Genomic DNA, 25,845 nt, shown 5'->3' on the forward strand with positions numbered 1-25,845 from the left:
AACAAATAGGTGGCGGCCTTCTCCGCATTAGAATGGTAGCATATGAAAAGATTATTATTCACATTAGCATTTGGTAGCTTGCTGACCGGCTGTGGGGATCATCACCAAACGGCGCAAAAGATCATCGACAGCCCGGTGATCGGTACGAAAGAAAAAATGGGTGAGAATCAACCATTAGCCCTGGATTACGGGCAAAAATGGAAGATTGACCAGGCTACGCAAAATAATCTGGTCAACCTGCAAAATACGGTCAGGGCCTTTGATGCTTCGGAAGGTAAGACCATCGAAGATTACCAGGAGGTCCGGCTCGACCTTGCGGACGGTATTACCAAGATGGTGACGGAATGCCGGATGACCGGCCCGGCCCATGAGGCCCTGCACCATTGGCTAAAAACGTTTATGAATGACGTGGCGGCACTAAAGCAGGCGAAAACGCTCACTGAAGCGTCGGACCGGTATAAGACCGCAAAGGATCAGCTGGCACTGCATACTTCCTATTTTGAATAGCAAATGTTATACAAACCTGTCAATAATTGGAAACGACCCCGCCGGATGTTCGTAGCGGTTCCGTTCATTTCCTGCAATTCTTTTTTTTCAACCGCTTCTGGATTTGCAGCAGAAAAGCTTCGCGCATCTCATCGATATAAACCGTCGGATTTGGTCGTCCATAAATCCGGTCATAAGTGTCGCAAAAGATCTCCAGAAAAATGTTAAAACATTTCTCCATAGTTTTTAAAGTACTTCTTTAATTCTTCCTGCCAAAAGCTAGTTGCTTGCCAGCTATAGACAAGTTCGACAACGCACATTGGGCTTGCTTACATTCTGAATCCATTGTACGACCACTTTTTTGCTAACCGGTCATTTGCGTAGTCTCTTTCAAAGGCCCCTGGATCAATTAGATGCCAGCGCCAATTATACGATCTTTTACAGCCCGGATAAGGGAACGACCGTTCAGCGAATCAAATACCAGGATAAATTCGCTTTCGTAGCACAAGTCGATGCTGATATCGATATCAGCAAAAAAGTGTTTCTCAATATTGACCTGAAAAAGATTTTCCTGAATACGACAGCGACCGCGGATGCACCGAACCTTACCCCAGCCAGCGACCCGGAATTAGCCCCTGTCCTACAAAATATTAATGCTGATGTAAAGATCAGGCTCTGGCTGATCGGTATTGATATCGACAGACATTTTTAGTGTGTTGATGTGATGAAAACCCGCCCATTGGCAGCTTTTTTATGAACCGGCAACGACAAATGTGATCAGTGTCACCTTTTTTGCTGACCGGCGTCGTTCCCCAGTGTAAGCGCAATCCAGACCTTTACCGCTGATAGGAAGATGTCCTTATATACTCAATTATGCGCAGAATGTTCCCGTATCTACTTTTACTAAGCCTATTTGCCTGCAAGGACCGGCAGGAAAGGATCCATCCGGTCCTTTCTTCCATCTCCGAATCCGTTTATGCTTCCGGTATTTTAAAAAGTGGAGAACAATACCAGGCTTTTGCTACGGTCAGCGGCGTGATCCGGAAACGGTTCCTGGAAGTCGGCGATACGGTCAGTAAAGGTGCAGCGATACTATTAATCAGCCGGGAAACACAACAGTTAAATAAGGAAAATGCAAAATTGAACGCTGTCTATAACTCGGCAGCAGCAAATCAGGGAAAATTGGAATCCGCCGGTCAGGAAATGGAAACGGCGCACAACAAAATGCTGAACGATTCTGTCCTGCTGGTTCGTCAGCGATTGCTGTGGCAGCAGGATATTGGCACCAAAGTGCAGCTGGAGGATCGGGAATTGGCGGCCAAACAAAGCCGGACAGCATGGTATGCAGCAACTGTCAATGTGAAAGATCTTAAACGACAGATCAATTTCACTGCCGCCCAAAGCAGGAATAACCTGAAGCTGACCCAACAGGTAGAAAAGGAGTTTATCCTGCGGAGCGGTGTTGATGGAAAGGTCTACGCGCTTTACAAGGAGAACGGCGAATCGGTCAATCCCCAAACGCCACTGGCCTTGCTTGGACATGATGCCGGGTTCCTTTTGGAAATGCAGGTTGACGAATATGATATCGCCCGTGTTGCCTTTGGGCAACGGGTCCTGGTGACAATGGATAGCTACAAGGGGATGGTATTTGAGGCCCGGGTGATGAAAATTTACCCGGCCATGAACGACCGCAGTAAGACATTTTTAGTAGAGGCAGCCTTCATCAGGCCACCCGCAAAATTGTTCCCCAATGCGACGCTCGAAGCGAATATTATTATCCGCACCAAAAAGAATGCGCTGCTTATTCCCCGGACCTGTTTGGTCAACGATTCTACTGTTTTGATGGCCGATGATAAAACCCGAATCATCAAAACAGGCTTGAGTGATTACAATCAGGTGGAGGTATTATCCGGACTGGATCAGCATGATGAGCTCAAAAAACCATTGCCGTGAGCCTGAAACTGATCACCGAGATCGCCCGCTCCTTATTGCTGGCACGCTGGCGGCAGACCCTGGTTGCGGCCATCGGCGTGACCTTTAGCATTACCATGTTTATCGCCCTGCTCAGTTTTATGGGTGGACTCAATAAATTGCTGGACGGATTGGTCGTAAACCGGACACCGCACATCCGCTTATATAATGATGTGGAGGCGGCAAAACATCAGCCGGTGGAGTTGTCGCCGGAATTCCGGGGTTATCATCATTTTATCAGTTCAGTCAAACCGGTATCCAAACCGCTGGCAATCCATAACGCACTGCCTGTCATGCATGTATTGGAAAGTGATCCCGGGGTATTAGGCGTTTCGCCCCAGGTGAGCACTCAGGTGTTTTATAATGTCGGGGCCACTCAGTTGAACGGCCTGGTCAGCGGGATCGATGTACTGCAGGAGAACCGCCTGTTCTCTTTCGGTGATTATGTGACCGAAGGCCGGTTTATTGACTTGAAAAATACACCTAACAGCATTTTGCTGGGTAAAGGGGTCGCGATCAAAATGCTGGCGCACATCGGTGATGTCATCCACATCACCACGGTTACCGGTGAGCAGTTCCCGCTAAAGGTCGCCGGCATATACCAGACCGGCCTGCAGCAGGTCGATGATGAACAAAGCTATGTGTCCGTGGCAACAGCCCAAAAGATCATGGGGGAATCCAATAATTATATTACGGATATCGAAGTTAAGCTCAAAGACATCAACCAGGCACCCGGGTTGGCAGCGGCCTACCGGCAGCGCTTTGAAGTGGACGCCATTGATATTCAGACCGCCAATTCCGAATTCGAGACCGGAAACTTTATCCGGACCCTGATCTCTTATTCCGTTGGGGTCACCTTGCTGATCGTTGCCGGTTTTGGGATCTATAACATTTTAAATATGATGATCTATGAAAAGCTGGACACAATTGCCATCCTAAAAGCTGTCGGATTTTCGAGCAGGGATGTGAACCGCATTTTCAATGTCATTGCCTTAAGCATCGGATTATTCGGCGGGGTATTTGGTTTATTGCTGGGCTATGGCCTTTCAGCGATTATCGCCCATATTCCTTTTAATACGACCGCGCTGCCGACGATCAAAACCTATCCGATCGACTTCAACCCAAGGTTTTATCTGATCGGCGGGGTCTTCTCCATGGTTACCACTTACCTGGCCGGTTATTTCCCATCACGCAAAGCCAGCAGGGTCGATCCGGTCATTATCATCAGGGGGAAATAAAATGAACAATACACTTTTACAGGCCAGCGCTATTTCTAAATCCTTTCACGATCCGCAAACCATACAGATCCTGAAGGAGGTCAGTTTTTCACTGGACCGTGGGGAGTTCGTCTCCATTATCGGAAAATCCGGCTGCGGAAAATCAACACTGCTTTATATTCTTTCGACCATGGATACGGATTACGAAGGCGGGTTAAAGATCGAAGGCCGTGAAATGAAAGGACGCGACGAACAGGAACTGGCGGAAGTCCGTAATGAAAAGATTGGCTTCGTATTCCAGTTCCATTACCTGCTGAATGAATTTACTGTACTGCGAAACGTCATGCTGCCGGGGCTTAAACTGGGTAAATTATCCCCCCAGGAGGTGGAACACCGTGCTATAGAAAAACTGAAGATATTAGGTATCGCAGAAGAAGCCTTAAAAAGCCCTAACCAGCTTTCCGGCGGTCAAAAGCAAAGGGTGGCCATCGCCCGGGCACTCATTAACGACCCGGTGATCATCATGGGGGATGAGCCGACCGGGAACCTGGATAAAAAAAATACAGAGATTGTTTTTGATATTTTCCGGGAACTGGCCGAAAGCTATCATCAGACTTTGCTGGTGGTTACTCATGATAACGCCTTTGCTGAGCGTACGCACCGCATCATTACAATGGAAGACGGCATGATCCTTTCGCCCTTAGGCTAAGCAGGCAGGGATGACCAGCAGCGGGATGCCGCTGGTACCGGCTACTTTCTTTGTAGTACTGCCTTTAAATAACCTTTTGATCATTCCCAGGTTATGATGCACCATGGTCAGCAGATCCGCTTTTTCTTCAGTACAAAACCGTAATAGGACATTATCCACGTGATCCCCTTTAATTACCTTGCATTTGACATCGATGTTCCCGGCCATATGACTCAGATCGGACATCATTTGCTGCTCCTCTTTTGCCCAGGCACTGCCATGATCATCTTCATTAAGCACCGTTGTTACCAACAGTTCTGCCCCGGTTTTTACAGTAAGTTTTTTCAGTACCCGCAGGGCGGCAATATCCTGCTCCGGGAATTCCATGTCAGTGGCAAAAACTAGTTTTTTTAAATGCGGCATCGGGCTTTCCAGCGGGACCAGTAACAAGGGGTGCCGGGCGGTATCGATCAACGTGCGCATCTTGTTGCCAAAAAACAATTCAACAAAACCGCTCTCACTATGTGTTCCGGCGACAACCAACGAGATAGCCCCGGTATTATCCAGGTCTGTTAGAACTGTGGCAACATCGCCTGCAGTACTTGCCGTACTTATCCTGGACTTATTGGCTGCGAGTAGCGCAGGCCATTCTTCCTCCAATTGTTGCCGTAATAGTTGTAAGGTTCCGGTGCTTTCCTGCTCCAGCAGATTAAATTCTTCCGTCGGCCAGCCGATCGAATAAGCGCCCGGAAAGGAGGCAGGCTCCAGATAAACATTACATAATAAAAGGGTAGCCCCGGTTTGTGCGGCCAGTGCAGCGGCATAATGACAGGCGTGATTGCCGTGCGGGGAAAAATCAGTTAGGGCGATGATCGTTTTCATATAAACTACATTGATTTACAGGATAAAGGTTGCCAAATTAGCTTTGCCGGAGAATGACCACGATCATGTATTTTCCTGATCCCCATCCTGAATCCGGCTTAAAACCTGCCTTATTTTAGTGCCTGAAAAAATAATGATGAACAGTTTCCTGAAAACCAAAAACAGTTTGAAGGGATACCTGCGTATCCTGGGACCGGGTCTAATCACTGGCGCCGCTGACGATGACCCTTCAGGAATAGCGACCTATTCCCAGACCGGGGCACAGTTCGGCTATCGCCAGTTATGGACCGCCTTATATATGCTGCCATTTATGATCGCCGTCCAGGAGGCCTGTGCACGCATCGGCCTGGTAACCGGGAAAGGACTGGCCGCTGTAGTCCGGGATAATTACAGTAAAAAAATGTTGACGGCCGTTCTGCTGCTGGTGCTGACGGCTAATATTATCAATATAGGCGCCGACATTGGCGCCATGGCAGAAGCCGCACGGCTGATCATCCCGGTTCCCTTTTCTGCTCTAGCGGTCACCTTCGCTGTTATCACCTTGATCTTAGAGGTATTAACCACTTACCATACCTATGCCCGGTTCCTGAAATGGCTGGCTATATCCCTGCTGGCCTACCCGCTGACCTTATTTATTATCCATCAGCCTTGGCAGCAGATTTTAAAGGCTACGGTAACTCCCCACCTGGAATTCAGCTTTGCTTTTCTGTTTATTATTACCGGCGTGATCGGAACGACCATTTCACCTTATATGTTCTTTTGGGAAGCTTCACAGGAAGTGGAGGAAACCAGAGCGCGGTCAATAAAAGATAACTTAAAACCAACAGAAAGTAAACGCATTATTACGAGGATGCGGCTTGATAATGCCTCGGGAATGGTCATTTCTGAATTCGCGACCTGGAGCATCATCGTCGTGGCAGCGACAGTTCTGCACCAAAGCGGGGTTACCAATCTTCGTTCCGCGGCTGACGCGGCCCGGGCGCTTGAACCGCTTGTGCATAGTTTTCCCCATGCCGGTATTTTGGCGCGGTTGATTTTCGCCTTCGGTATTATTGGGCTGGGGCTGTTAGCGGTACCGGTACTTTCCGGCTCCGCGGCTTACGCAGTTTGCGAAGCTTTCCGGTGGACCTCAGGGCTCGATATGAAATGGTACCGGGCGAAAGCTTTCTATACTGTGATCTGCTTTGCTACCCTGATCGGACTCGGCATTAATTTCGTGGGGATCGACCCGGTAAAAGCCCTGGTATTCGCGGCGGTAATGAACGGGATCTCGGCGGTGCCCTTGCTGCTGCTGATCATCCGGATCGGTAGCAATGCCCGCATAATGGGAGATTTTAAAAATGGCCGGCTTTCCAATGCCCTGCTCTGGCTGACCTTTCTGGCGATGGGCGGCGCGGCCATTGCGCTGATCTATACTTTGCTTAAATAATGGGGATCAACGGGAAATACGTGGCCGCTTCTGTTTGATATCGACGGTAGCGGATCGCTTGTTTTTATTGCGCTGATCGACGGTTTTTACACAAGGCTGTGGTGGTGTTTTTTCAGTGGCATAATTGACCGTCAGTTCCCGGTCTCCCCAGACAGTCCCATTTAGTTCCCTGATTGCCGCTTGTGCGGATAGACTATCTTCTACTTCCAGAAAGGCAAAACCCTTACATTTCCTGGTTATCTTGTCAATAACGATCTTGATCGTAACTACCTTGCCGAATGGGTCGAAAAGCTGTACGATCTCCAGTTCCGAAGCCTCGGCAGGAAAACCGCTAACAAAGAGTTTGACCATGGTTAATAATTTAAGAATTCATGGAGCAAAATTATAAAAATTGCCGGTTTAAAACCTGACCAGCATCAAACGGCGTCATGACCGCCATCATGTTTTGAATTAAGGATTTGCCTTTATTTTACTTCCCGAAAATCAATTTAAAAAACCATGAAAAAGATCCTTGTCCTGACCGATCTCGGGCCGACAGCGGCCCATGCCGCCTCCGCTGCGTTGCCACTATGTTGTGCTTTGCATACCAACCTGCTCCTGCTGCATACCTGGACCCCGCAGCCTGTGCTGGAAGAATATCCCAATAACTTCCTGGGGAATTGATAACCTTATTTATGGTGAGCAATCTAAAGGGCAGCTGGAAGGTTTAAAAGAAAACCTGCAGGAAGAACTGGCGACTCTGCCAACACAGGAAAGGTTGCCTTCCGTAGAATGGCGCCATGAAGACGGATCGCTTGCAGATTGCGTGCGCTTGCAACTGCACCACAAAGACATAGAACTGGTGGTGATGGGAAGCCGTACAGGGAGCAAACTCGACCGCCTTCTTTTGGGCAGCGATACCCGGGCGGTGATCAATCACAGCAACCGCCCAGTATTGGTCTTTCCTGAACGTACTAAGATAAGCCCTTTAAAAAAGGTCACATTTGCCAGCGACCTGAATGATGGCGACCTGCGGGCGGTCCACTACCTCACCAGGATCGGGCGGCTGATCGGTTTTGAACTGGAAATCATCCACGTCGTTCTTTACGGTTCGCAGGAAGACGATGCAGCTTCTCGCCAGGAGGAATTTAAAAAGCAGGTTGACAAATTTCGATACCCAAACATCAATTACCATAATATTTATGGCCGGGATATTACTGAAAGGTTAAGCCGTCATTGCCAGGAGAATAACTCGGACCTGCTGGCGCTTTGCCATGATCAGCACAGTTTCTGGAACCGGCTTTTCAAAGGCAGCCAGAGTGTTAAACTCCTAAAAAAACAGGAGCTCCCCGTCCTGGTCATCCCGGCAAACCTTGAAACCGGCGGACTTTAAAAGAGTCGTAAAAAAAGCCGGCGACGAACAACTGGCTGCTTTGGATTGATGGCTGCCCCTAAAATTTACAGTGTAGCACCATATCCAGGAGGGAAAACCAGCAGCGGCAGGTCGATATGTTTGGCCAGCTGCTGCGTATGGCTTCCGGCAAATAGTCGGTGAAGCACGCCGTAATGCTGATGAACCATAGCCACCAGGTCCGTCTGACTATGTTCATAGATCCAGTCAAGTCCATGATCCACATCCATACTTTTAATATGGTGATAATGAATATCCGCGCAGCTTACACGGGCGCAGAGTTCCGACATAAATACATCGGCCCTGAATTTATCTTCCCCCTCTTCGAATTTCTCATCGGAAACATGGCAGATATCGATCTCTGCCTGAAAGACCTTAGCCAGGCCGGCTAATGAATGCAGTACGGGGATATCGCCTTTGTCCAAGCTGGTAGCGAACGCGATCCGCCGGATGGGACGGAAAATAAAATCCTGGGGAACCAGCAAGACCGGGTAAGTGGCCTTATTCACGACATCTTTGGTATGGCTGCCGATAAAAAAACGTTCCAGGTTACCGGCACCGGATAAACCCATAACGACCATGGCTACCGGCTGGCCCTCCATGATTTTTTCCAAAACTTCGGGCAATTCCCCGGCTTCGGATATACAGGTCAGCGGCGGACTGAATAGTTCCGGGAAGATCTGCCCGAGTTCATGCCGTTTTTCTGCCAGCTTTTCGGCTTCGGCCTTTAGCTGATCAGCTACTTCACGTTTTATAGTACCATCGTCGACAATTCGCCATGCCAATTGTGCGGCGCCGGTGGCATGCATGGGGCTTAGCCAGGAATGGCACAAGATAAGGCCATGATTTAGTTCTTGCGCTAAATGCAATGCGTACCGGCCGGCATTATGAGCGGCCGGGGAAAAGTCAGTGGGTATCAGGAGCTTTTTCATATGATTCCTCTTGATTTATTAGACGTAAATTTCGGGACCTTTCAAACCTTAAGCAATGATGACAGATAGCGAACAGACATGATGAAACTCACATTTCGTTCCGCTTCCGGTCATTTTTTTTGGGTACCCCGCAGCTTATGTTTGCCATTCAAATTCGAAACTATGCTGGGGGAACTCGATCAAACACAAATAGAGCAATTGCTCAGGGAACAGGTGACCGGCAGGATCGCCTGCCATGCCGAAGGCAGTACCTATATCGTACCGGTGAATTATGTTTTCGGCGGCTCCTACCTTTATGGACAATCTGCCGAAGGTCAGAAGATTCGGATGATGCGCAACAACCCGTCTGTCTGCTTCGAAGTAGATGAGATCCGTACGATCTTTGATTGGAAAAGCGTCATCATTCAGGGCCGCTTCGAAGAAATAATTGATGTCTCTGAAAAGGAACAGCTTCAGCAAGGTTTGATCCACCGGCTAATGCCCTTGTCCAGAAATCCAAGCGATCACCCGGCTCATGGGATTACTGAAAAGGATAGCGACGTAGGGACCAAAGTCCAGCTCATCGTCTACAAGGTCCATATTGAACAATTGTCCGGTCGTTTTGAACGACCGTGAGCATTATCGGCATTTTTACCTTATGCTGTGAACGAAAAAAAATGACCACTGAAATCACAAAAGCCAACCGTCAGGTCAGTCGCTGGCTGGCGCTGGGCATCGGGATGATTATTATCCAAATCTTATTAGGGGGCATAACGCGTCTTACGGGTTCAGGCCTATCCATTACCGAATGGCAACCTTTTTTAGGTGCTGTACCGCCACTCAGTCATGCCGAATGGGGAAAAAGTTTTGCTTTGTACCGCCAAATTGCCCAATTTAAGAAACTGAACGCTGACCTAACGCTGACCGGTTATCAACACTTGTATTTCTGGGAATGGCTGCACCGCGAATGGGCGCGCCTGATGGCCGTTGTATTTATCCTCCCCTTCGCTTGGCTGATTTACCGCAGAATGATTCGCAGGGAACTATTCTGGCCATTGGCGGGGTTATTCCTGATCGGGACGTTGCAGGCTTTCGCAGGCTGGCTAATGGTCAAAAGCGGTTTAAATGATACCGATATTCGGGTAAATCACATCCGGCTCGCAGTACATTTCCTGCTTGCGCTGACCTTACTGGCAGCCATGGTCTGGTTGTCCCTACGCCTGAGAATCAATTGCACCCAAACCTATAATTACGGTGGCTTGCAGGTGCTCACTATAATAATACTATTGCTGTTACTTAAACAAATGACTTACGGCGCTTTTATGGCAGGAACACACGCGGCCTTATTCGCACCCACCTGGCCAACGATAAACGGACATTTCTTTCCACCCGTCCAGCTCAGGCCCGGTCAGCTCATCATCCAATTCTGCAATGATCCATTGCTAATCCAGTTCGTTCACCGGCTTTATGCCTATCTCATCTTCTGCTGTATGATCTTTTGGTATGCGCTGGCAGGCAAATCGAGCCGGGACCATTTTTTAAATCGCTGGCGAAAATGGCCACTGCTGATTACTGTGGCTCAAATCATTTTGGGGATAGCCTCTTTGCTATCTAGCAGTTCGACGGAGCTGATCTGGTTTGCCTCGATCCACCAGTTGAATGCGATCTTACTGTTTATTTCCCTGCTCACTGCCTTGTATTTCAGCAGGCAGCGAAAGGGATTAGGTTATGCGGTCTAAAAAGTGTTAAACAGCAACCTGGTGAGCTCGCCCTTGAAATAAACATGCTCCCTGCCCGGCATCTTCCAGAGCGCCCGGAATACCGAAGGGAAACGGATATCGCCGCGAAACTTATATTTTTCAGCCGTAGCCACCCAGGGATAGTTCTGATAGGTGCCCCCCTCATTATAATACCGGTCAAGCGTTTCAAACCGCTCCACCAGGCCATCGGGATTAAAGTGAAATATACCTTTTGCCGTAACTCCCTGGAAACTGATGATCCCTTCCACGACCAGGGGAGCGATCTCCCGCCAGGTAATGTACCTGCAAAGCGCATAGGCAGGAATGATCATCATTTCAGCCAGCACGGTCACCAGTTCAGAACGGTCCATCAACGGCCCCGTTCTCTCCGTTAGGCGAAGTTTGTCCAGCAAGCGCACGAGCAGGCCGCCATGCCCATCCCGAAAAATATCGCGCGCCGTAAAAGGCAGAATGCCGAATAAGTGGGCTTCCATCAGAACCAACCTTGCCGGGGATGGTAGAAAATTGATCTGTCTGCAGCTTATTGGTCTCCAGCGACCACCGGGTCGCATTTTCAGTGCGGTTTCCTTCCAGATCATTTGGCAGCAAATCACCGTTTCTTTACCGACATAGCCGCTCTCCAAAACATAGCGCTGAAGGATGGGGGGGAGTTCGGTCAGTAGACGGTCCGCAGGACAGGATTTGCACAGGTTATATTTTTCGCATTCCTCTGCAAGTTCCTGCTCGTACTGTCGGCTAAGCGAATCCAGTAGGGCCGCTTTTATGATCATTTGTTCTCTCCTTCATAAATAACACCCGAGGTCGGCGTTTCCTTTAATTCGATCCGGCTTAATCCAGGTATCTCCGGCCGAATGGCCTGCCAGAACCAGCGTGCAACATTTTCCGCGGTCGGGTTTTTCAGCCCTTGGATCTCGTTGAGCATAACATGGTCCAGTTGTTCGACCAGCGGTTTAACAACGGCTTTCAATTCTTTGAAATCGATTACCCAGCCATCTTCTGTATTGACAGGTCCTGACACATAAATGGTCAAATGATAGGTATGGCCGTGAACCTGACGGCAGCGGTGCCCCTGCGGCACGTTGGGGAGAAAATGGGCGGCATCGAACGTGAATTGCTTAAATATGGTCATAGATTGTTTTTTATTGGTGTAGCCCATCGGCTTTTACCACCTCAAAGTTGCAGTGAAACTCCCTTCAGGGAAATGCGCAGGATCATAAAATTTCCTGATCTCTGCACTGGAATTTTTATAGGCAGGACCAGACGCCCGACCTGGCGCAGGATCACTGGAAAAGGTGACGCGCGTCACTTTTTCCTCCGCGGTCAATGCTCAACTTTACATCAACAAACCAAGCGTACAACAGCATGAAAACAATTGTGATCGCTACTGATTTTTCCGAAGGTTCAAAAGACGCCGCCCGCTACGGTTATCACCTGGCGCGGCAGGTGCGCTCAAATATTTTGCTCTGCCATGCCATTATCATCCCGGCGGAGATCCCGCAGGCCGGCATGGTCTTCTGGCAGGATGAAGAATATGAATTGCTGCTGGAGGACAGCGCATCGGCGCTTCACGAATTTAAAGAGATGCTGGATAGCTCACTGCCGGCAACAGGCTTTCGCCCGGTGATCAGCTGCAAAAGCCAGCCCGGGATCATGGCCGATGTTGTCAAGGCATTGGCGGCTACGCCAGACAATGAACTGATCGTCAGCGGCACTCATCAGGGCAGAGTATTTAATAACCTGCTGTTGGGTAACCATGCCTCCAATATGATTGACAATGCGGATAAGCCGGTGCTAATGGTATCCCCGGGAACAGAATTCCGCCCGATAAAAAAGATCGCTTATGCTACAGAATTCAAAGACCCCGAAAACGATCTTCAACATATTTACCAGCTAGTTTACTGGGCAAAGCAATTGAATGCGGAAGTGCTGCTCGTGCATATCTGCAACGAAAAAAAGGAAAGCCCGGTCTTAAAAGAAATGATAGCCGATTACCTGGTCGGGATCTCCAATAATGCTGACTACCCCAATATCTATTACCGCCTGATCCGCAACGACCGGGTAGATGAAGGTCTGGACTGGATCTGCGATCACGGACAGATCGACATGCTCGCCATGGTCCATCAACACCACAACCTTTTTGGCGAATTATTCGCCCACAGTCATACCAAACAAATGGCGGATCACCTGCAGCTGCCCCTGCTGGTATTTCCCGGGACCAAATCATAAACATTTAAAAAATACAGCCATGAGTAACTTACCACCTGATACCGAACTGGAAACTGAATTGCAGGAATTATATATCCTGGCCCGTCATTGGCAAGATGACATCTCCTTTTTAGCGGATGAAGCCCGTTTCTTCCGAAACATTCTGTTGAAATATGATGCCACAGCGGTGGAAAGTATCGAATCAGTAACGAACTTCCGCCAGAAGATCGAAGGACAGGAAAGCCAGTTGGTGACCCTGAGAAGCGCCGTGCCGGAATTCCTGGCTTTCCTGGAGCCTTATATTGGCGACAATAAAAAGGCCATGGACCTGACGTTCCTGGAACGCTATAATGACCTGCAGAACGGACTGACCGCTTTATTTGCCGGGATCAAAAAGACAAAAAAAGAACTTTTCGCCTATGCCGAAACGGTCATGGCGGGTAACCTAACTACCGTACAATCCTAATCCGATGAAGACAATAGCAGTATTGACTGACCAAAGCGCAGGCTCCCATACCGCCGCGCGTTATGCCCTGCACCTGGCCAAAAAGATGAAAGCTAATGTCCTGTTATTCAATCTTGCACCGGTACCGACAACGGTACTGCAGCTGCAAACCGTTGACGGAGAACCAGAAATGGAGGAGACTCCTGATAAAGGTTTGGCCGCTTACGTGCTTCAATTGGAGCAGGAACTGGTTGCAAGCTCCTTTGCAGGCAACAGGTTGCCGGAGATCAGCTTTGATGCCGGAAGGACCGAATTGGTAGATATCATGACCGCTATAGATTGCCATACTGATATCGCTATGGTGGTAACTGGTGTGCCCGACCAGGAGGAAATGGCCAATTACCTGATTGGCGAGAACTGCAGCCGGATCATTGACTGGGCGCGTATTCCGGTAATGGTCGTGCCCCGTGGTACCGTCCGGATGAATCCGGAAAAGATCACCTACGCTGCCACGCTGAAAGAGGAAGATATCCAGAGCATCGGGGAACTTGGGGAACTGATGGAAGCCTTCGCCGCGGAATTAATGGTCGCCCATTTATGCGGACTAAACCCCGACAAAGAGGTAAAAACTAAGGAAAAGGTATTGCAAACCGCCCTTTACCGTGACCTGAACTGCGGCGGTGTTTATTTCCGCAGCATCGATGACAGCCAGCTGGCCCGCGACTGGAAATGGCTGAAAGCGAACAAGCCTACCGATATTATGGCGCTGATGCTGCGGCCTAAAGAAGAAATGAACAAGTTCTTTAAGCGCGGCCAGAATGCCGAAGTAACTTATCACCTCACTATCCCGGTGATCGTGATGCCGAAACGTCCCTGATTGTTGAATTTGAATCAAAAAAGGCCGCCCCATTTCCGGAAGCGGCCTTTACCTTTTTATTTTATACACATCAAATCTCGATCTGGCTGAGTTCCAGTTCCGACAGCGACAATTCGCTGAACCAGTCCTGGATCAAAGCTGAAGTCTGATCGGCCTGTTTGCTGAACAAATCCCGGTAATAGCTGATGCCTTCCTGCAGCTGCGTTTTAAATTTCGACAGCTGCTTCTGCTTTTTGTCCGTTAGGCCCTTCAGTTGTGCCTGCAGGTCGGTTCGCAGGTAATCGATATACAAATTCAGTTCCTTGATAAACATATGCGGGCGATTGATCTTACCCAAAAGGTCCAGTTCACCGTAAATATGCCGCACCATTTCTTCAAGGGAATAAATGCGCGAAAAATAAGCCAGGTTCGGCCCTGGGCAGATCGCGACAGCTTTATTCTCGCGGGGTTTCAGCAGATCATATTTTAAATAGGCGGAAGCGCAAAGTCCTTCGCATAAACAGATCTTCTCGGTGATCGTCCGGTATTGCTGCTCATATTCCGGTTCGGTCAGTTCCAGCGTATCCAGCTGCTGCAGCTTCAGGTGCTGGTATTCCCGCGAAGCCGTACAAATAGGCTGGTCGGTGAACTCCGTATTGGTACACAGGTATTTTTTAGTACAGGGACTGCCCGGACGTTTATTTTCCAGACGTTTCAGGCGCTGTACCTCGGCAGTACTGTTTTTAAAATTGTTGAACAAGATGCCAAGGGGAGATGCACCACTCAGGTAAAACTCCTTTTCACCGGCATGCTCTAATTGCTGCAGCGTCGATTCGTCGACATTGGTCACTTCCGGTACCAGCAGGAACGGGCTGCCCCAGCCAGTCGCATCCAACTGGTAATGCTGTAGAAGGAAATGGTTCTCCCCCGCAGTGCCGATCCCACCCTGGACGCTCAGTCGTTGTGCAGGTGCAGTAGCAATAGTAATGCCTTTTTCCTGCAATGCGGCTTGATATCCGGTAAACAACTCGCTGACCATTTCCTGCCGCTTTTGTTTGAACTCTTCCAGGATGGGGCCCAGCAAAAATCCTTCGGTTGCAAAAGCATGACCGCCGCAGTTCAGGCCGGACTCGACCCTGAATTCTGAAACCCAGATGCCTTTTTTTGCCAGGAACTTGGCCTGGATAAAAGCGGAACGAAAGTCGCTGACTTTTAAGATCACCTTTTTAGGCAACCGGCCCTCTGCATCCGGCAGGAAGCAGGCAAAAGATTCCAGATAACTATACAAACGCGGGTTCATCCCGGCAGAGAGGATCACGGAAGATGCCAGCCGGCTTACCGCAAAGCCACGGAGCGCCGCCAGTGCATCAGTGAACTGATCGCCCAGTGCTTCGCCACCGGCAGCATAATTCATTTTGTCGACCTTCGACATGATATTGACATCGATGGCGCCGGGAGTCATCTCGCTTTTAAGCAGCTCCAGGAAATAGCGGCGCTGGTCCGGATCCTTAAATTCCTGCATCAATTCGTACCCCTGACGAAGGCGCGCGCCTTCCGGCAGCAGTTCAAAATAACGGCACAGGTCGTTTCCAGGCTCGTAAGGTAATTTCAGCAGCTCAGTGAATTGCCGTTCAACCTGCCGCGCCACCAGGTCAAGGTAGGCGGTGATCCGCCGGGCCCGGGCATCGGGTTCTTTTTTGCCGATTGGCTCGAAAGATTCACCACATTCGGCGGCATGGTAGATACGCATCCTTTCAATCAGCTCGTCGTCGACGATCGACATGACTGAAGAAATGCCATAACGCGCAACCTTTAGCGGGGTATCTATAGAATAGCCCAGTCCTAAGACTGGTATGTGAAATGTATGGCTCATAATCGATGAGATTTTGTGTTAAGATTTATAAAGGCGGTCCGTATTGCAGCTGCCGGAACCGGAGTTCATTTTCATTTTGGATGGCTGCCGGGAAGAGGATATTGTTTTCCAGGTGTAAATGCAGCTGCAGGTCATTTTCGAATTCCTGTAAGATCTTATAGAGGATACGGAAGCCATGCGTAACATAATTCGGTGGCTGGTAGCACTTGGTAAGCTGCCGGATCTTTAAGAAAGCATCATAAACGCGCTCATGGTTGGCTTCCATTAAATGAATGACCGCTGTTATTGAGCCCGTTGCAGGTGCTGCCAGCCTTGTTCCTGATTTCAGCGCATAGGCCATGTCGGTCAAATAAGGAAAAAGAAAGGTTTCTTCCTGTTCCATATTGGCCGTTAATCCTTCTGTAGCTTGCCTGACCAAGGTATTTACCTCTCGAAGTTCGGTATACTTCGTGCCATAGGACCGGGCTATTTTCGCACACATTTCCAGCAGGAATGGTAAGTTGGCCCGCACATAGCCATGGTGCAGGTTGATCAGGTATTTACAAAAAAAGCCGGTATCCCAATGCAGGAAATCCATTTCCGGATAGGCTATTGCCGGAAGCTCTCCCTTTAACTTTAAGTCGACCTTTTCCACATCAAGTTGCAAAAGTTCACAAGCCTCCGTAAGTGTGCGGGCACCTCCACAACTAAAGTCGATGCCCAATTCTTTAAACACGGCAACCTTGCGGGGATCGTTGATAATGATTTGGCCGATGCTGCCTTCCCGATCCTGATGGGTTCGTTTGCCGACCTTGACCCGCCAGACCTCCGGTCCGCTTTCCAGCGGTTTCCAGGTAAAATTCCGGCCCGAATGTTCGAGCAGCCGGAAATATAGGGGTCTGGGATCGCGGTCATGATTCAATACCAGATGCCCGCCCATTGGCAAGCCCCCGAATTTTTCCAGCAGCACATCACCCTTCAGGCTTTCTTCAACAACGGTTATATCTAATATCTCTGGTATGTCCATTCACAGGAGTTAATTGGCAAATTTACCCCGTGTGGATCCCTTAGAAAATGATGAACGTCATTTTTTGCCGCCATCTATATCATTTTTACTGCGCTGGTTTGATGTACATATTTGCAGCGACTGATCTTATAATAACCGGGGGAACAGGTCATTGGCCTGGCCCGGTATTATAGCGGTCGCTTTCCGCTTTTCCAGATCCACCTATTTATTTTTTTAATGCACGCGGGTTAAAGCTAACCGGCTGATTTCAGGCCTTTGGTCACTTTCTTCCTAAAAAGTGACACAGATCATTTTTTGCACCGACGGCGGTCATTCTCCCAGTTCCGGTGAACCTGCATTTTTGAGCCATTAAAATATGAAAATGACCGGAACCAAACCTGCGGTAAAAATCAACTGCTATCACTGTGGTGATATATGTGAAACAAACCTATATCTGGCGGACAACAAGCAGTTCTGCTGCCAGGGCTGTCAGAATGTTTATCAGATCCTCTCGGTTAGCGGCCTATGCAGCTATTACCAGTACAACGATCACCCGGGTGCGACCCGCGGCAAACTGGACAAACGTTTCGAATATCTGGAAGAACCGTCCATTGTCGACGAGCTGCTGGACTTTCATGATGACCGCATATCGATCATTACGTTATATATTCCACATATCCATTGCAGTTCCTGCCTCTGGCTGCTGGAACAGCTGAACCGTTTCGATCCCGGGGTGCATTATGCAAGGGTCGACTTTTTGAAAAAGCAGCTGGTGGTAAGATTCGACCACCAAAAAATTTCGCTTCGCGGCGTGGTCGAGCTGCTTTTTAACATTGGCTATGAACCGCTGATTAGCCTGCAGGATATTATTAAAAAACAGCAAAAGGCAGAAAAGGGGAACCTGGTGCAGCGCATCGCGGTCGCCGGTTTTTGCTTTGGAAATGTCATGCTGCTAAGTTTCCCGGAATACCTGGGCCTCTCGGTCTTTGAACAGACTTTCCGCCACTTCTTTGGCTATATCAATTTGGCTTTTACGCTGCCGGTCGTGTTTTTCAGCGGCCGGGAATATTTTACTTCCGCGTGGAACAATCTGCGTAAAAAAGTATTAAATATTGATTTTCCGCTGGCCCTGGGAATTGCCGTGCTGTTTATCAGGACAGCTGCAGAGGTGCTGACCCAAACCGGTGCCGGTTTTGCCGATACGCTCTGCGGGCTGGTATTCTTTCTCCTGGTGGGCAAATTCGTACAGCAAAAAACCTATCATCATATTTCCTTTGAAAGGGATTATCGTTCTTTCTTTCCTGTGGCAGTACAAACCCTGGAAAACGGCGTGGAAAAGCCGCTGCCCTTGTCGGAGCTGCGCCCGGGTCACCGTATCCTGATCCGCCACAACGAGATCATTCCCGCCGATGCGATCTTGTTAAAGGGTCAGGCGCTGATCGATTTCAGTTTCGTGACCGGTGAGTCCGTTCCGGTAGGTAAGACACTCGGGGAAATCATCTACGCCGGCGGCCGCCAGACCAGTGAATCTGTTGAGCTGGAGGTGATCAAGCCGGTATCCCAAAGCTACCTGACCCAGCTTTGGAACAACGAAGCCTTTACCCGCAAGCAGGATAACCGGATGCGCACCTTTAACGAGACTGTCAGCAAATATTTTACGGTCGTCCTGGTCGTGATCGCCCTGTCAGCCCTGCTGGCCTGGGTATTTACCGATCTGCGTCGCGGAATCGACGCTTTTACCGCCGTGCTCATCGTGGCTTGTCCCTGCGCGCTGGCGCTCAGCACACCTTTTACCATGTCCGCTGCACTCAGCATTTTCGACCGGAATCTTTTTTATTTGAAAAACACGGCTGTGGTCGAGGAGTTGGCCAAGATAGACACTATTGTGCTGGATAAGACCGGCACCATCACCACCGGGAACGGACGGAATGCCGAGCTGCAAAGCCAGCTTAGCGAAGAACAGGTCAGGCTGATCTACAGCGCCTGCGCCAACTCCATGCATCCGCTTTCCCGCATGATTTGCCGGTACTTCGGCGAACAGGAACGTCTGCCGGTGAATGATTATACGGAAGCGCCCGGGCAGGGTATTACCGCCCGGGTAAATGGCCGGGAACTGCGGATCGGGAGCGGCAAGCTGTTGTTCGGCAATTATCACGAAGCTGCCGATATGACCCGTGTTCAACTGATGATCGATGGCCAGTACCTGGGCTACTTTGGATTCAAACATGAATACCGCCAGGGTATGGATCAGGTCAGCGCACTTGAACCCGCTTACCAGCTTTTCCTGCTGTCGGGCGACCAGGACCAGGAAAGAAGCGAACTGCTTCGCTTTTTTCGGGACAGCAACCGCATGCTGTTCGGACAATCGCCCCAGCAAAAGCTTAACTTTATCGCCTCCGTGCAGCAGCTGGGCAAAAAAGTCATGATGCTGGGCGACGGATTGAACGATTCCGGTGCCCTTCGCCAAAGCGACCTGGGTGTGGCGGTCACAGATAACGTGAACAACTTTTCACCAGGCAGCGATGCGATATTAGATGGCCGTTCCTTTGACAAGCTGCCGACGTTCTTACGTTTTTCAAAGGATACGGTGGTCATCATCCATCTATCATTTCTGATCTCGCTGACCTATAATATCATTGGTCTGACCTATGCGGTCACCGGGAAACTTTCGCCACTGATCGCGGCGGTCCTCATGCCGCTGAGTACAGCGACCATTATATCATTTACTACACTGGCTACCCACTTTACGGCCAAAAGGAGAAAACTGTTATGAGCATTATTTACTTCCTGATCGGCTGCAGCGTTTTGCTGGCGTTGCTTTTTCTCGGGGCCTTTTTCTGGGCGCAGCGGACCGGGCAGAATGACGACCTCTATACACCCTCCATGCGGGTCCTGCTGGAAGATGAACAACCGGAAGAAAAAGAAAGTGACCGAAATCACTTTTAAAACCAACTGTCATCATTCTGTCACTCCAGACCCCTTAATAGTTTTACACCCATAAAAAGACAATACTTTATGCAGCCGGAAAAATTTTATTATGACAACAAGATCGTCCGAAATTTTGGTATCGCTACCGTAGTTTGGGGCATTATCGGTATGACCGTGGGGCTGATCGCAGCTATACAGTTATACCACCCAGCAGCCAATATGGGCAACCAGTATACGACTTTTGGGCGTATCAGGCCCCTGCACACCAACGCGGTTATCTTTGCCTTCGTCGGCAACGCGATATTTATGGGCGTTTATTATTCCCTTCAGCGTTTGCTGAAGGCCCGTATGTTCAGTGATGTACTGAGCCAGATTCATTTCTGGGGCTGGCAGCTGATCATTCTTTCCGCCGTAGCTACGCTGCCATTAGGGATCACCACCTCGCACGAATATGCTGAACTGGAATGGCCGATCGATATTGCCATTACAATTATCTGGGTGGTCTTCGGCTGGAATATGTTCGGCACCATTTTTAAACGTCGCGAACGGCACCTGTATGTAGCCATCTGGTTCTATATCGCCACTTTCGTCACCATCGCCGTATTACACATAGTGAACTCATTTGAGCTGCCGGTTAGCTGGTTTAAAAGCTATATGGTATATGCCGGAGTTCAAGACGCCCTGGTACAATGGTGGTATGGACACAATGCCGTGGCGTTCTTTTTGACAACCCCTTACCTGGGTATGATGTATTACTTCCTGCCCAAAATGGCTAACCGCCCGATCTATTCCTATAAACTGAGTATCCTGCACTTCTGGGCGCTGATCTTTATCTATATCTGGGCTGGACCTCACCATTTATTATATACTACTTTACCAGGCTGGGCACAGTCACTGGGTGTGGCCTTTTCCATCATGCTGCTCGCTCCAAGCTGGGGTGGTATGATCAACGGCCTGCTAACCCTGCGCGGAGCCTGGGACAAAGTACGTGACGATGTCGTGCTAAAATTCATGGTGGTAGGTCTGACCGCTTATGGTATGGCAACCTTCGAAGGTCCGATGCTTTCCCTGAAACAGGTAAACGCGATCGGCCACTTTACCGACTGGATCATTGCCCATGTACACGTTGGGGCTTTAGGCTGGAACGGCTTTTTAACATTCGCCATTCTGTACTGGCTGATCCCACGCATATACAAGACGGAACTGTTCTCCAAAAAGCTCGCTGCTTTCCATTTCTGGATCGGCACCCTGGGCATCATTTTCTATGCCGTACCCATGTACTGGGCCGGGTTTACCCAAGGGCTGATGCTTAAAGAATTCACCGCCGAAGGGATGTTAAAATATCCGAATTTTCTGGAAACCACTTTCCGAATTATTCCAATGCACATCATGCGTTCTATTGGCGGCACGCTATACCTAACCGGTGTGATCGCGATGGCTTACAATCTGGTCCGTACCGCATTATCTGGTAAACTGGTAGCCAATGAGGCCGCACAGGCCATGCCGCTGGAACCCATTCAAAAATCGGCGGCTGATCAGGAAACCTGGCACCGTGTGCTGGAACGCCGCCCGATCCAACTGATGATCGCCGCACTGCTGGTGATCCTGGTTGGTACGTTTGTCGAGCTGATGCCGACACTGACCATATCTGCGAACATCCCAACGATCGCCAGTGTCAAACCTTACACGCCTTTGGAACTTGAAGGACGTGATCTTTATATCCGCGAAGGTTGCTCCAACTGTCACTCGCAGACCATCCGTCCATTCCGTTCGGAGACGGAACGCTACGGGGAATACAGCAAGGCAGGTGAATTCGTTTATGACCACCCGTTCCTGTGGGGTTCCAAACGAACCGGTCCCGACCTTGCCCGTATCGGTGGAAAATACGGCAATGCCTGGCATTATAATCACCTGATGGACCCGCGCCTGATGTCACCGGGCAGCATCATGCCTAACTACGACTGGCTGATCTCGCAGAACCTGGATACCAGCCTGACGGCTGCTAAGATCCGCGCGATGCAGAAACTGGGCGTGCCCTACCCGGCAGATTACGATAAGCAGGCAAACAGTGACCTGGATAAACAAGCCAAAGAGATCGCCGAGAACCTGCATGCAGACCATATCAAAGTAAAAAGCACTAAAGAGATCGTCGCCATCATTGCCTACCTGCAGCGTTTGGGAACCGATATCAAAGCCAATAAAACCGCCAATAAGTAAGACTATGTTTAAGCAATTCACCGAACACCTGTCAGGAAACCAGATCTATTTGCTGGCCTCTCTATGGATTTTCCTGGTATTCTTTATCGTCGTAGCCGTTCTCCTGGTCCGTATCAGGAAAGCACACATCGATTATATGGGCGGTCTTCCGCTGGAAGACAACCTGATCAGCTCACCACAAAACAGCCAGCCATGAAAAAGATAAACACCCTGATTTTTATTCTTTGTGCACCCTTGTTGTCCTTAGCCGGTACGGCCACAGAAGGCAGCCTGCTTTCCGGAGAAACCAAAAACCAGGCCGCCTACTGGCTGATCGGTATTATGCTTTTCCTGTTCCTGATTGTGGTGCTGGTCCTGGTCCGCACCATCAAAGTGATGACACGCATTATCTTTAAATACCAGGGCACCAGCGAAGAGGAGATCATCGCCAAAGAGCGGGCTGCTAAGGCACCAAAAAAAGCGCCCAAGCCAAAGAACGAGGTACTGCTGAAACTGATGTCGCTGAAACCCATGTCGGAAGAAAAGTCGTTGCTGATCGAGCATGATTATGACGGCATCCAGGAACTGAATAACCCGACGCCGGCTTGGTTTATGTGGCTCTTTTACGGTACCATCGCCTTTGGCGTATGCTATATCCTGATCTACCATGTGTTCAACCTGGCGCCGCTGCAATACCAGGAATACCGCAACGAAATGGCCCAGGCCGATATTGCCAAGAAAGAGTACCTGAGTAAAGCGGCCAATCGTGTGGACGAGAATACGGTCAAGCTGGTTCATGACCCGGCCGTTATTGCCGCGGGCGGGGCTATTTTTAAAACAACCTGCGCCGCCTGTCATGGTGATCATGCGCAGGGGAACGTAGGGCCTAACCTGACCGACGATTACTGGCTGCATGGCGGAAAGATCAACGAGATTTTCAAGACCATCAAATATGGCGTTGCCGCTAAAGGTATGCCGACCTGGGAAAAACAGCTTTCGCCGAAACAGATCTCCGACGTAGCCAACTTTATCAAATCCATACACGGGACGAACCCGGCTAACCCGAAAGCGCCGCAGGGCGAGAAGGAAGCACCGGACGAACCTCAAAAAATAGCCTCTAAATAATATGATCATGGACGTATCAGCGGATGTACAGGCGGGAAAGAGAAAGTGGATGTATCCGCTGATCCGCCAGGGTCGGTTCTATCGCTGGCGCAGTTACCTGAGCTATGTGTACCTGATCTTCTTTTTTACTGGACCATTTGTCAGGATCGGGGGACAGCCGCTGCTGCTGCTCAACTTTATGGATCGCCAATTCGTGATCTTAGGACAGGCCTTCTGGCCGCAGGACATTTTCCTGTTCGTGCTGGCTTCCCTCATTTTCCTGGTGTGCATCGTCCTGTTCACCATTGCCTTCGGCCGCATCTTTTGCGGCTGGATTTGCCCGCAGACCATTTTTATGGAAATGGTGTTCCGGCGGATCGAAGTCTGGATCGAGGGCGAACCGGCAGCCCGGAAAAAACTGGATGCTGGTCCCTGGACCAAAGAGAAGATCTGGAAGAAATCGCTGAAACATGTGATCTTCGTGTTCATTTCCTTTTTGATCGCCAATACCTTCCTGGCGTACCTGATTGGCAGCCCGGCTTTGTTGAGGATCATGACCGAACCGATAGCGCAGCACCTGACCGGATTTATCAGCATTTGGGTATTTACCTTTGTGTTTTACTTGATTTATAGCCAGGTACGCGAAATCGTCTGTACCATGATCTGTCCTTATGGCCGGCTGCAAAGCGTCCTGATCGACGAACATACGCTGGTTGTGGCCTACGATGAAGTTCGCGGTGAACCCCGTGGAAAGCTACAGAAGAATGCGGACGTACTGAACCTGCACGGTGATTGCGTCGACTGCGGACTTTGCGTCGCAGTTTGCCCGACAGGCATCGATATCCGAAAAGGAACTCAGCTGGAATGTATCAATTGTACCGCTTGTATCGACGCCTGTGATCAGGTGATGGACAAGATCCATAAACCACGCAACCTGATCGGCTATTTTTCCGAGAACATGATCCATGCCAAGGAAAAGCCGTCCTTTACGACCCGTATGAAGGCTTATGCGGCGGTGATCACCGTCCTGTTCTGTGTGCTGGGCTATTTCGTTTTTAGCCGAAGCGATATGGATATGACCGTTTTACGCGGCGCCGGCATGCTTTACCAGGAGCAGCCGGGTGGAATGATCAGCAACATTTATAATGCAGAGATCATTAATAAGACCAATAATGACCGGAAAATCCGAATTGTCGCCGATAACCCGGACATCCGGATCAAGTATATCCAGGCGCCATCGACCGTGGCCAAAGGGGGAATGGTCAAAGCCATGTTCTTTGTAATGATCCCGGCAAGGGATATACATACCGCCAAAACCGATATCCAACTGCAACTGATTTTTAATAACCAGGTCATTCAAACAGTGAAAACTGCTTTTGTGGGACCTCCAAATAATTAAGCTATGAACTGGGGAAAAGGACTGATCGCCGGAATGATCATATTTATACTTTTTATAACGGCCATGGGCGTAAAGATGTTCATGCTACCGGGTGACGATTACGATCATCAGTATTATGAGAAAGGCCTGACCTTTAACCGGGATTATGACCGGGAAAAGCAAGTTACGACCGACCAGGCCGCTCCCGTGATCGAACAAGTTGGTCAAAACCTGGTACTAACCTTTAAAACCCCGCTGACCGGTACGATCCGTTTTGAGCGGCCATCGGATCAGCTTCAGGACCGCTCGTTTCCTCTGCAGCCGGATGCGGATAATAGCGTATTGCTTCCAATAAATAAGCTGGCAACTGGTAAATGGCAGCTGACGCTGAACTGGCAGCATCAGAGCAAGGACTATTTATACCACCAGGAGATCACCATCCGATGAGTACTACAGAAATCGCCTTCTTTATCGGCCTGTTCGGCAGCGTTCATTGTATTGGCATGTGCGGGCCACTGGCTTTTTCCATACCTTCTTTTCATGTTCAGTGGTGGCGGGTGGTCTTGGATAAGGTGATCTACAATTGCGGACGCCTCCTGTCTTATACAGTGCTGGGCCTTTTGATCGGCCTGCTGGGCAGGCAGCTCTGGCTGCTCGGCTTGCAGCAGGGCGTCAGCATTCTGAGCGGACTGCTGATCATGGGTGCGGGATTTTCCCGTATCCTGAAGCTCCGTTTTACGCAAAGCCCCCGCCTGACCAAGGTGCTTCAACCCCTGAATAAATTAATCGCTTATGCTTTGCAGCACCAGGCCGGGCATCTTATCGTAGGTATCCTTAATGGTTTCCTGCCCTGCGGCTTTGTTTATATCGCGCTGGTGGGCGCAGTTAATACCGGAACACCCGGAGACTCTGCCGCCTATATGTTCTGGTTTGGCTTCGGCACTTTTCCGCTGATGCTGGCCGCTACGATCAGTTCCGGATTGGTAGGCCCGGTACTTCGCCGTCGAATCAATAAAGGCATACCGTATTTAATGGTCTGCCTGGGGATCTGGTTCACTCTTAGGGGACTGGCGCTGGACATCCCGTACTTCAGTCCCGCCAAACAGGCAAGCGGCGTGGCGGTCTGCCATTAACCACTCTA

General features: G+C 49.7%; 28 protein-coding genes. 21 read left to right on the forward strand and 7 right to left on the reverse strand.

What is annotated here, in order from left to right; all coding sequences use genetic code 11:
* Window positions 1–42: 42 nt before the first annotated feature.
* The 5 genes from HQ865_RS25560 to HQ865_RS25580 all read left to right on the forward strand — a co-directional run bounded on the left by HQ865_RS25560 (window position 43) and on the right by HQ865_RS25580 (window position 4,383).
* The gene (locus HQ865_RS25560) at window positions 43–507 is read left to right on the forward strand and encodes a hypothetical protein (RefSeq protein WP_173417620.1); all 465 of its coding nucleotides are present in this window, start codon (window positions 43–45) and stop codon (window positions 505–507) included.
* A 340-nt stretch (window positions 508–847) separates the two neighbouring features.
* Window positions 848–1,198: an OmpW family outer membrane protein gene (locus HQ865_RS25565; RefSeq protein ID WP_237073642.1), complete on the forward strand. Its 351-nt coding sequence runs from the start codon at window positions 848–850 to the stop codon at window positions 1,196–1,198.
* Window positions 1,199–1,359: 161 nt separating this feature from the next.
* Entirely contained in the window at window positions 1,360–2,439 is a 1,080-nt protein-coding gene (locus tag HQ865_RS25570) for an efflux RND transporter periplasmic adaptor subunit (RefSeq protein WP_173417621.1), read from the forward strand.
* Window positions 2,436–3,695 carry an ABC transporter permease gene (locus HQ865_RS25575; RefSeq protein WP_173417622.1) on the forward strand — a complete coding sequence of 420 codons (1,260 nt, stop codon included), beginning with the start codon at window positions 2,436–2,438 and terminating at the stop codon, window positions 3,693–3,695. The genes HQ865_RS25570 and HQ865_RS25575 overlap by 4 nt, the downstream gene beginning before the upstream one ends.
* A 1-nt stretch (window position 3,696) precedes the next feature.
* Window positions 3,697–4,383, forward strand: coding sequence for an ABC transporter ATP-binding protein (locus HQ865_RS25580; protein ID WP_173417623.1), 687 nt, complete (start codon window positions 3,697–3,699; stop codon window positions 4,381–4,383).
* On the opposite strand, the gene HQ865_RS25585 is transcribed toward HQ865_RS25580, so the two are convergent.
* Entirely contained in the window at window positions 4,375–5,244 is an 870-nt protein-coding gene (locus tag HQ865_RS25585) for a universal stress protein (RefSeq protein WP_173417624.1), read from the reverse strand. The two genes, HQ865_RS25580 and HQ865_RS25585, sit on opposite strands and share 9 nt — an antisense overlap.
* 133 nt (window positions 5,245–5,377) lie before the next feature.
* Between HQ865_RS25585 and HQ865_RS25590 the strand changes: the two genes are divergently transcribed.
* Window positions 5,378–6,673, forward strand: a complete 1,296-nt coding sequence (locus HQ865_RS25590; protein WP_173417625.1) for an NRAMP family divalent metal transporter — start codon at window positions 5,378–5,380, stop codon at window positions 6,671–6,673.
* A gap of 6 nt (window positions 6,674–6,679) precedes the next feature.
* Here the strand turns inward: HQ865_RS25590 and HQ865_RS25595 are convergent, their stop codons facing one another.
* A complete protein-coding gene (locus tag HQ865_RS25595) occupies window positions 6,680–7,024 on the reverse strand; it encodes an RNA recognition motif domain-containing protein (protein WP_173417626.1) in 345 nt (114 codons plus the stop codon).
* Window positions 7,025–7,171: 147 nt separating this feature from the next.
* On the opposite strand from HQ865_RS25595, the gene HQ865_RS26010 reads away from it, so the two are divergent.
* Both HQ865_RS26010 and HQ865_RS25600 read left to right on the forward strand, forming a co-directional pair.
* Entirely contained in the window at window positions 7,172–7,336 is a 165-nt protein-coding gene (locus HQ865_RS26010; RefSeq protein ID WP_237073643.1) for a hypothetical protein, read from the forward strand.
* 94 nt (window positions 7,337–7,430) lie between these two features.
* Complete coding sequence (locus HQ865_RS25600; RefSeq protein ID WP_237073645.1) at window positions 7,431–8,045, forward strand: universal stress protein; 615 nt, start codon at window positions 7,431–7,433, stop codon at window positions 8,043–8,045.
* A gap of 65 nt (window positions 8,046–8,110) precedes the next feature.
* Here the strand turns inward: HQ865_RS25600 and HQ865_RS25605 are convergent, their stop codons facing one another.
* Window positions 8,111–8,995: a universal stress protein gene (locus tag HQ865_RS25605; RefSeq protein WP_173417628.1), complete on the reverse strand. Its 885-nt coding sequence runs from the start codon at window positions 8,993–8,995 to the stop codon at window positions 8,111–8,113.
* Window positions 8,996–9,073: 78 nt separating this feature from the next.
* On the opposite strand from HQ865_RS25605, the gene HQ865_RS25610 reads away from it, so the two are divergent.
* On the forward strand, window positions 9,074–9,610 hold the full coding sequence (locus tag HQ865_RS25610; RefSeq protein ID WP_237073647.1) for a pyridoxamine 5'-phosphate oxidase family protein: 537 nt from the start codon (window positions 9,074–9,076) through the stop codon (window positions 9,608–9,610).
* Window positions 9,611–9,651: 41 nt separating this feature from the next.
* Window positions 9,652–10,713, forward strand: a complete 1,062-nt coding sequence (locus tag HQ865_RS25615) for a COX15/CtaA family protein (RefSeq protein ID WP_173417629.1) — start codon at window positions 9,652–9,654, stop codon at window positions 10,711–10,713.
* Here HQ865_RS25615 and HQ865_RS26090 read toward each other — a convergent pair.
* Both HQ865_RS26090 and queD read right to left on the reverse strand, forming a co-directional pair.
* Window positions 10,710–11,504: a DUF6544 family protein gene (locus tag HQ865_RS26090; RefSeq protein ID WP_317170042.1), complete on the reverse strand. Its 795-nt coding sequence runs from the start codon at window positions 11,502–11,504 to the stop codon at window positions 10,710–10,712. The two genes, HQ865_RS25615 and HQ865_RS26090, sit on opposite strands and share 4 nt — an antisense overlap.
* A complete protein-coding gene (gene queD / locus HQ865_RS25625; protein WP_173417631.1) occupies window positions 11,501–11,863 on the reverse strand; it encodes a 6-carboxytetrahydropterin synthase QueD in 363 nt (120 codons plus the stop codon). Before queD ends, HQ865_RS26090 begins: the two co-directional genes overlap by 4 nt.
* A gap of 233 nt (window positions 11,864–12,096) precedes the next feature.
* Between queD and HQ865_RS25630 the strand changes: the two genes are divergently transcribed.
* Genes HQ865_RS25630 through HQ865_RS25640 form a run of 3 tightly spaced genes read left to right on the forward strand, consistent with a single transcriptional unit; the run spans window position 12,097 to window position 14,261 of the window.
* Window positions 12,097–12,960, forward strand: coding sequence for a universal stress protein (locus HQ865_RS25630; protein WP_173417632.1), 864 nt, complete (start codon window positions 12,097–12,099; stop codon window positions 12,958–12,960).
* Between the two features lie 19 nt (window positions 12,961–12,979).
* Complete coding sequence (locus HQ865_RS25635) at window positions 12,980–13,405, forward strand: hypothetical protein (protein ID WP_173417633.1); 426 nt, start codon at window positions 12,980–12,982, stop codon at window positions 13,403–13,405.
* Between the two features lie 4 nt (window positions 13,406–13,409).
* Window positions 13,410–14,261, forward strand: coding sequence for a universal stress protein (locus HQ865_RS25640; RefSeq protein WP_173417634.1), 852 nt, complete (start codon window positions 13,410–13,412; stop codon window positions 14,259–14,261).
* A gap of 70 nt (window positions 14,262–14,331) precedes the next feature.
* Here HQ865_RS25640 and HQ865_RS25645 read toward each other — a convergent pair whose 3' ends face one another.
* Window positions 14,332–16,113, reverse strand: a complete 1,782-nt coding sequence (locus tag HQ865_RS25645) for a hypothetical protein (protein ID WP_173417635.1) — start codon at window positions 16,111–16,113, stop codon at window positions 14,332–14,334.
* A gap of 25 nt (window positions 16,114–16,138) precedes the next feature.
* A complete protein-coding gene (locus HQ865_RS25650) occupies window positions 16,139–17,119 on the reverse strand; it encodes a DUF542 domain-containing protein (protein ID WP_173417636.1) in 981 nt (326 codons plus the stop codon).
* A gap of 361 nt (window positions 17,120–17,480) precedes the next feature.
* Here HQ865_RS25650 and HQ865_RS25655 point away from each other — a divergent pair, with 361 nt between their 5' ends.
* The 8 genes from HQ865_RS25655 (at window position 17,481) to HQ865_RS25690 (ending at window position 25,837) form a co-directional block, all read left to right on the forward strand.
* On the forward strand, window positions 17,481–19,871 hold the full coding sequence (locus HQ865_RS25655; RefSeq protein WP_173417637.1) for a heavy metal translocating P-type ATPase: 2,391 nt from the start codon (window positions 17,481–17,483) through the stop codon (window positions 19,869–19,871).
* Entirely contained in the window at window positions 19,868–20,044 is a 177-nt protein-coding gene (ccoS, locus tag HQ865_RS25660) for a cbb3-type cytochrome oxidase assembly protein CcoS (protein ID WP_173417638.1), read from the forward strand. The genes HQ865_RS25655 and ccoS overlap by 4 nt, the downstream gene beginning before the upstream one ends.
* Window positions 20,045–20,113: 69 nt before the next feature.
* Window positions 20,114–22,243, forward strand: coding sequence for a cytochrome-c oxidase, cbb3-type subunit I (gene ccoN / locus HQ865_RS25665; protein WP_173417639.1), 2,130 nt, complete (start codon window positions 20,114–20,116; stop codon window positions 22,241–22,243).
* A gap of 4 nt (window positions 22,244–22,247) precedes the next feature.
* Window positions 22,248–22,439, forward strand: a complete 192-nt coding sequence (locus tag HQ865_RS25670; protein WP_173417640.1) for a hypothetical protein — start codon at window positions 22,248–22,250, stop codon at window positions 22,437–22,439.
* A complete protein-coding gene (locus tag HQ865_RS25675; RefSeq protein WP_173417641.1) occupies window positions 22,436–23,347 on the forward strand; it encodes a cbb3-type cytochrome c oxidase N-terminal domain-containing protein in 912 nt (303 codons plus the stop codon). Before HQ865_RS25670 ends, HQ865_RS25675 begins: the two co-directional genes overlap by 4 nt.
* A 7-nt stretch (window positions 23,348–23,354) precedes the next feature.
* The gene (gene ccoG / locus HQ865_RS25680) at window positions 23,355–24,725 is read left to right on the forward strand and encodes a cytochrome c oxidase accessory protein CcoG (protein WP_173417642.1); all 1,371 of its coding nucleotides are present in this window, start codon (window positions 23,355–23,357) and stop codon (window positions 24,723–24,725) included.
* Window positions 24,726–24,728: 3 nt separating this feature from the next.
* The gene (locus HQ865_RS25685) at window positions 24,729–25,151 is read left to right on the forward strand and encodes a FixH family protein (protein WP_173417643.1); all 423 of its coding nucleotides are present in this window, start codon (window positions 24,729–24,731) and stop codon (window positions 25,149–25,151) included.
* Window positions 25,148–25,837, forward strand: coding sequence for a sulfite exporter TauE/SafE family protein (locus tag HQ865_RS25690; protein ID WP_173417644.1), 690 nt, complete (start codon window positions 25,148–25,150; stop codon window positions 25,835–25,837). The genes HQ865_RS25685 and HQ865_RS25690 overlap by 4 nt, the downstream gene beginning before the upstream one ends.
* The last annotated feature ends 8 nt before the right edge of the window (window positions 25,838–25,845 follow it).

The organism is Mucilaginibacter mali (assembly GCF_013283875.1).
GTDB classification, from domain to species: domain Bacteria; phylum Bacteroidota; class Bacteroidia; order Sphingobacteriales; family Sphingobacteriaceae; genus Mucilaginibacter; species Mucilaginibacter mali.

Excerpts from the sequence above, each read along its gene's own strand:
- HQ865_RS25560 (WP_173417620.1), top strand. The coding sequence starts at position 43 with ATGAAAAGATTATTATTCACATTAGCATTTGGTAGCTTGCTGACCGGC.
- HQ865_RS25570 (WP_173417621.1), top strand. The coding sequence starts at position 1,360 with ATGCGCAGAATGTTCCCGTATCTACTTTTACTAAGCCTATTTGCCTGC.
- HQ865_RS25580 (WP_173417623.1), top strand. The coding sequence starts at position 3,697 with ATGAACAATACACTTTTACAGGCCAGCGCTATTTCTAAATCCTTTCAC.
- HQ865_RS25585 (WP_173417624.1), bottom strand. The coding sequence starts at position 5,244 with ATGAAAACGATCATCGCCCTAACTGATTTTTCCCCGCACGGCAATCAC.
- HQ865_RS25590 (WP_173417625.1), top strand. The coding sequence starts at position 5,378 with ATGATGAACAGTTTCCTGAAAACCAAAAACAGTTTGAAGGGATACCTG.
- HQ865_RS25595 (WP_173417626.1), bottom strand. The coding sequence starts at position 7,024 with ATGGTCAAACTCTTTGTTAGCGGTTTTCCTGCCGAGGCTTCGGAACTG.
- HQ865_RS26010 (WP_237073643.1), top strand. The coding sequence starts at position 7,172 with ATGAAAAAGATCCTTGTCCTGACCGATCTCGGGCCGACAGCGGCCCAT.
- HQ865_RS25605 (WP_173417628.1), bottom strand. The coding sequence starts at position 8,995 with ATGAAAAAGCTCCTGATACCCACTGACTTTTCCCCGGCCGCTCATAAT.
- HQ865_RS25610 (WP_237073647.1), top strand. The coding sequence starts at position 9,074 with ATGATGAAACTCACATTTCGTTCCGCTTCCGGTCATTTTTTTTGGGTA.
- HQ865_RS25615 (WP_173417629.1), top strand. The coding sequence starts at position 9,652 with ATGACCACTGAAATCACAAAAGCCAACCGTCAGGTCAGTCGCTGGCTG.
- HQ865_RS26090 (WP_317170042.1), bottom strand. The coding sequence starts at position 11,504 with ATGATCATAAAAGCGGCCCTACTGGATTCGCTTAGCCGACAGTACGAG.
- queD (WP_173417631.1), bottom strand. The coding sequence starts at position 11,863 with ATGACCATATTTAAGCAATTCACGTTCGATGCCGCCCATTTTCTCCCC.
- HQ865_RS25630 (WP_173417632.1), top strand. The coding sequence starts at position 12,097 with ATGAAAACAATTGTGATCGCTACTGATTTTTCCGAAGGTTCAAAAGAC.
- HQ865_RS25635 (WP_173417633.1), top strand. The coding sequence starts at position 12,980 with ATGAGTAACTTACCACCTGATACCGAACTGGAAACTGAATTGCAGGAA.
- HQ865_RS25640 (WP_173417634.1), top strand. The coding sequence starts at position 13,410 with ATGAAGACAATAGCAGTATTGACTGACCAAAGCGCAGGCTCCCATACC.
- HQ865_RS25645 (WP_173417635.1), bottom strand. The coding sequence starts at position 16,113 with ATGAGCCATACATTTCACATACCAGTCTTAGGACTGGGCTATTCTATA.
- HQ865_RS25650 (WP_173417636.1), bottom strand. The coding sequence starts at position 17,119 with ATGGACATACCAGAGATATTAGATATAACCGTTGTTGAAGAAAGCCTG.
- HQ865_RS25655 (WP_173417637.1), top strand. The coding sequence starts at position 17,481 with ATGACCGGAACCAAACCTGCGGTAAAAATCAACTGCTATCACTGTGGT.
- ccoS (WP_173417638.1), top strand. The coding sequence starts at position 19,868 with ATGAGCATTATTTACTTCCTGATCGGCTGCAGCGTTTTGCTGGCGTTG.
- ccoN (WP_173417639.1), top strand. The coding sequence starts at position 20,114 with ATGCAGCCGGAAAAATTTTATTATGACAACAAGATCGTCCGAAATTTT.
- HQ865_RS25670 (WP_173417640.1), top strand. The coding sequence starts at position 22,248 with ATGTTTAAGCAATTCACCGAACACCTGTCAGGAAACCAGATCTATTTG.
- HQ865_RS25675 (WP_173417641.1), top strand. The coding sequence starts at position 22,436 with ATGAAAAAGATAAACACCCTGATTTTTATTCTTTGTGCACCCTTGTTG.
- ccoG (WP_173417642.1), top strand. The coding sequence starts at position 23,355 with ATGGACGTATCAGCGGATGTACAGGCGGGAAAGAGAAAGTGGATGTAT.
- HQ865_RS25685 (WP_173417643.1), top strand. The coding sequence starts at position 24,729 with ATGAACTGGGGAAAAGGACTGATCGCCGGAATGATCATATTTATACTT.
- HQ865_RS25690 (WP_173417644.1), top strand. The coding sequence starts at position 25,148 with ATGAGTACTACAGAAATCGCCTTCTTTATCGGCCTGTTCGGCAGCGTT.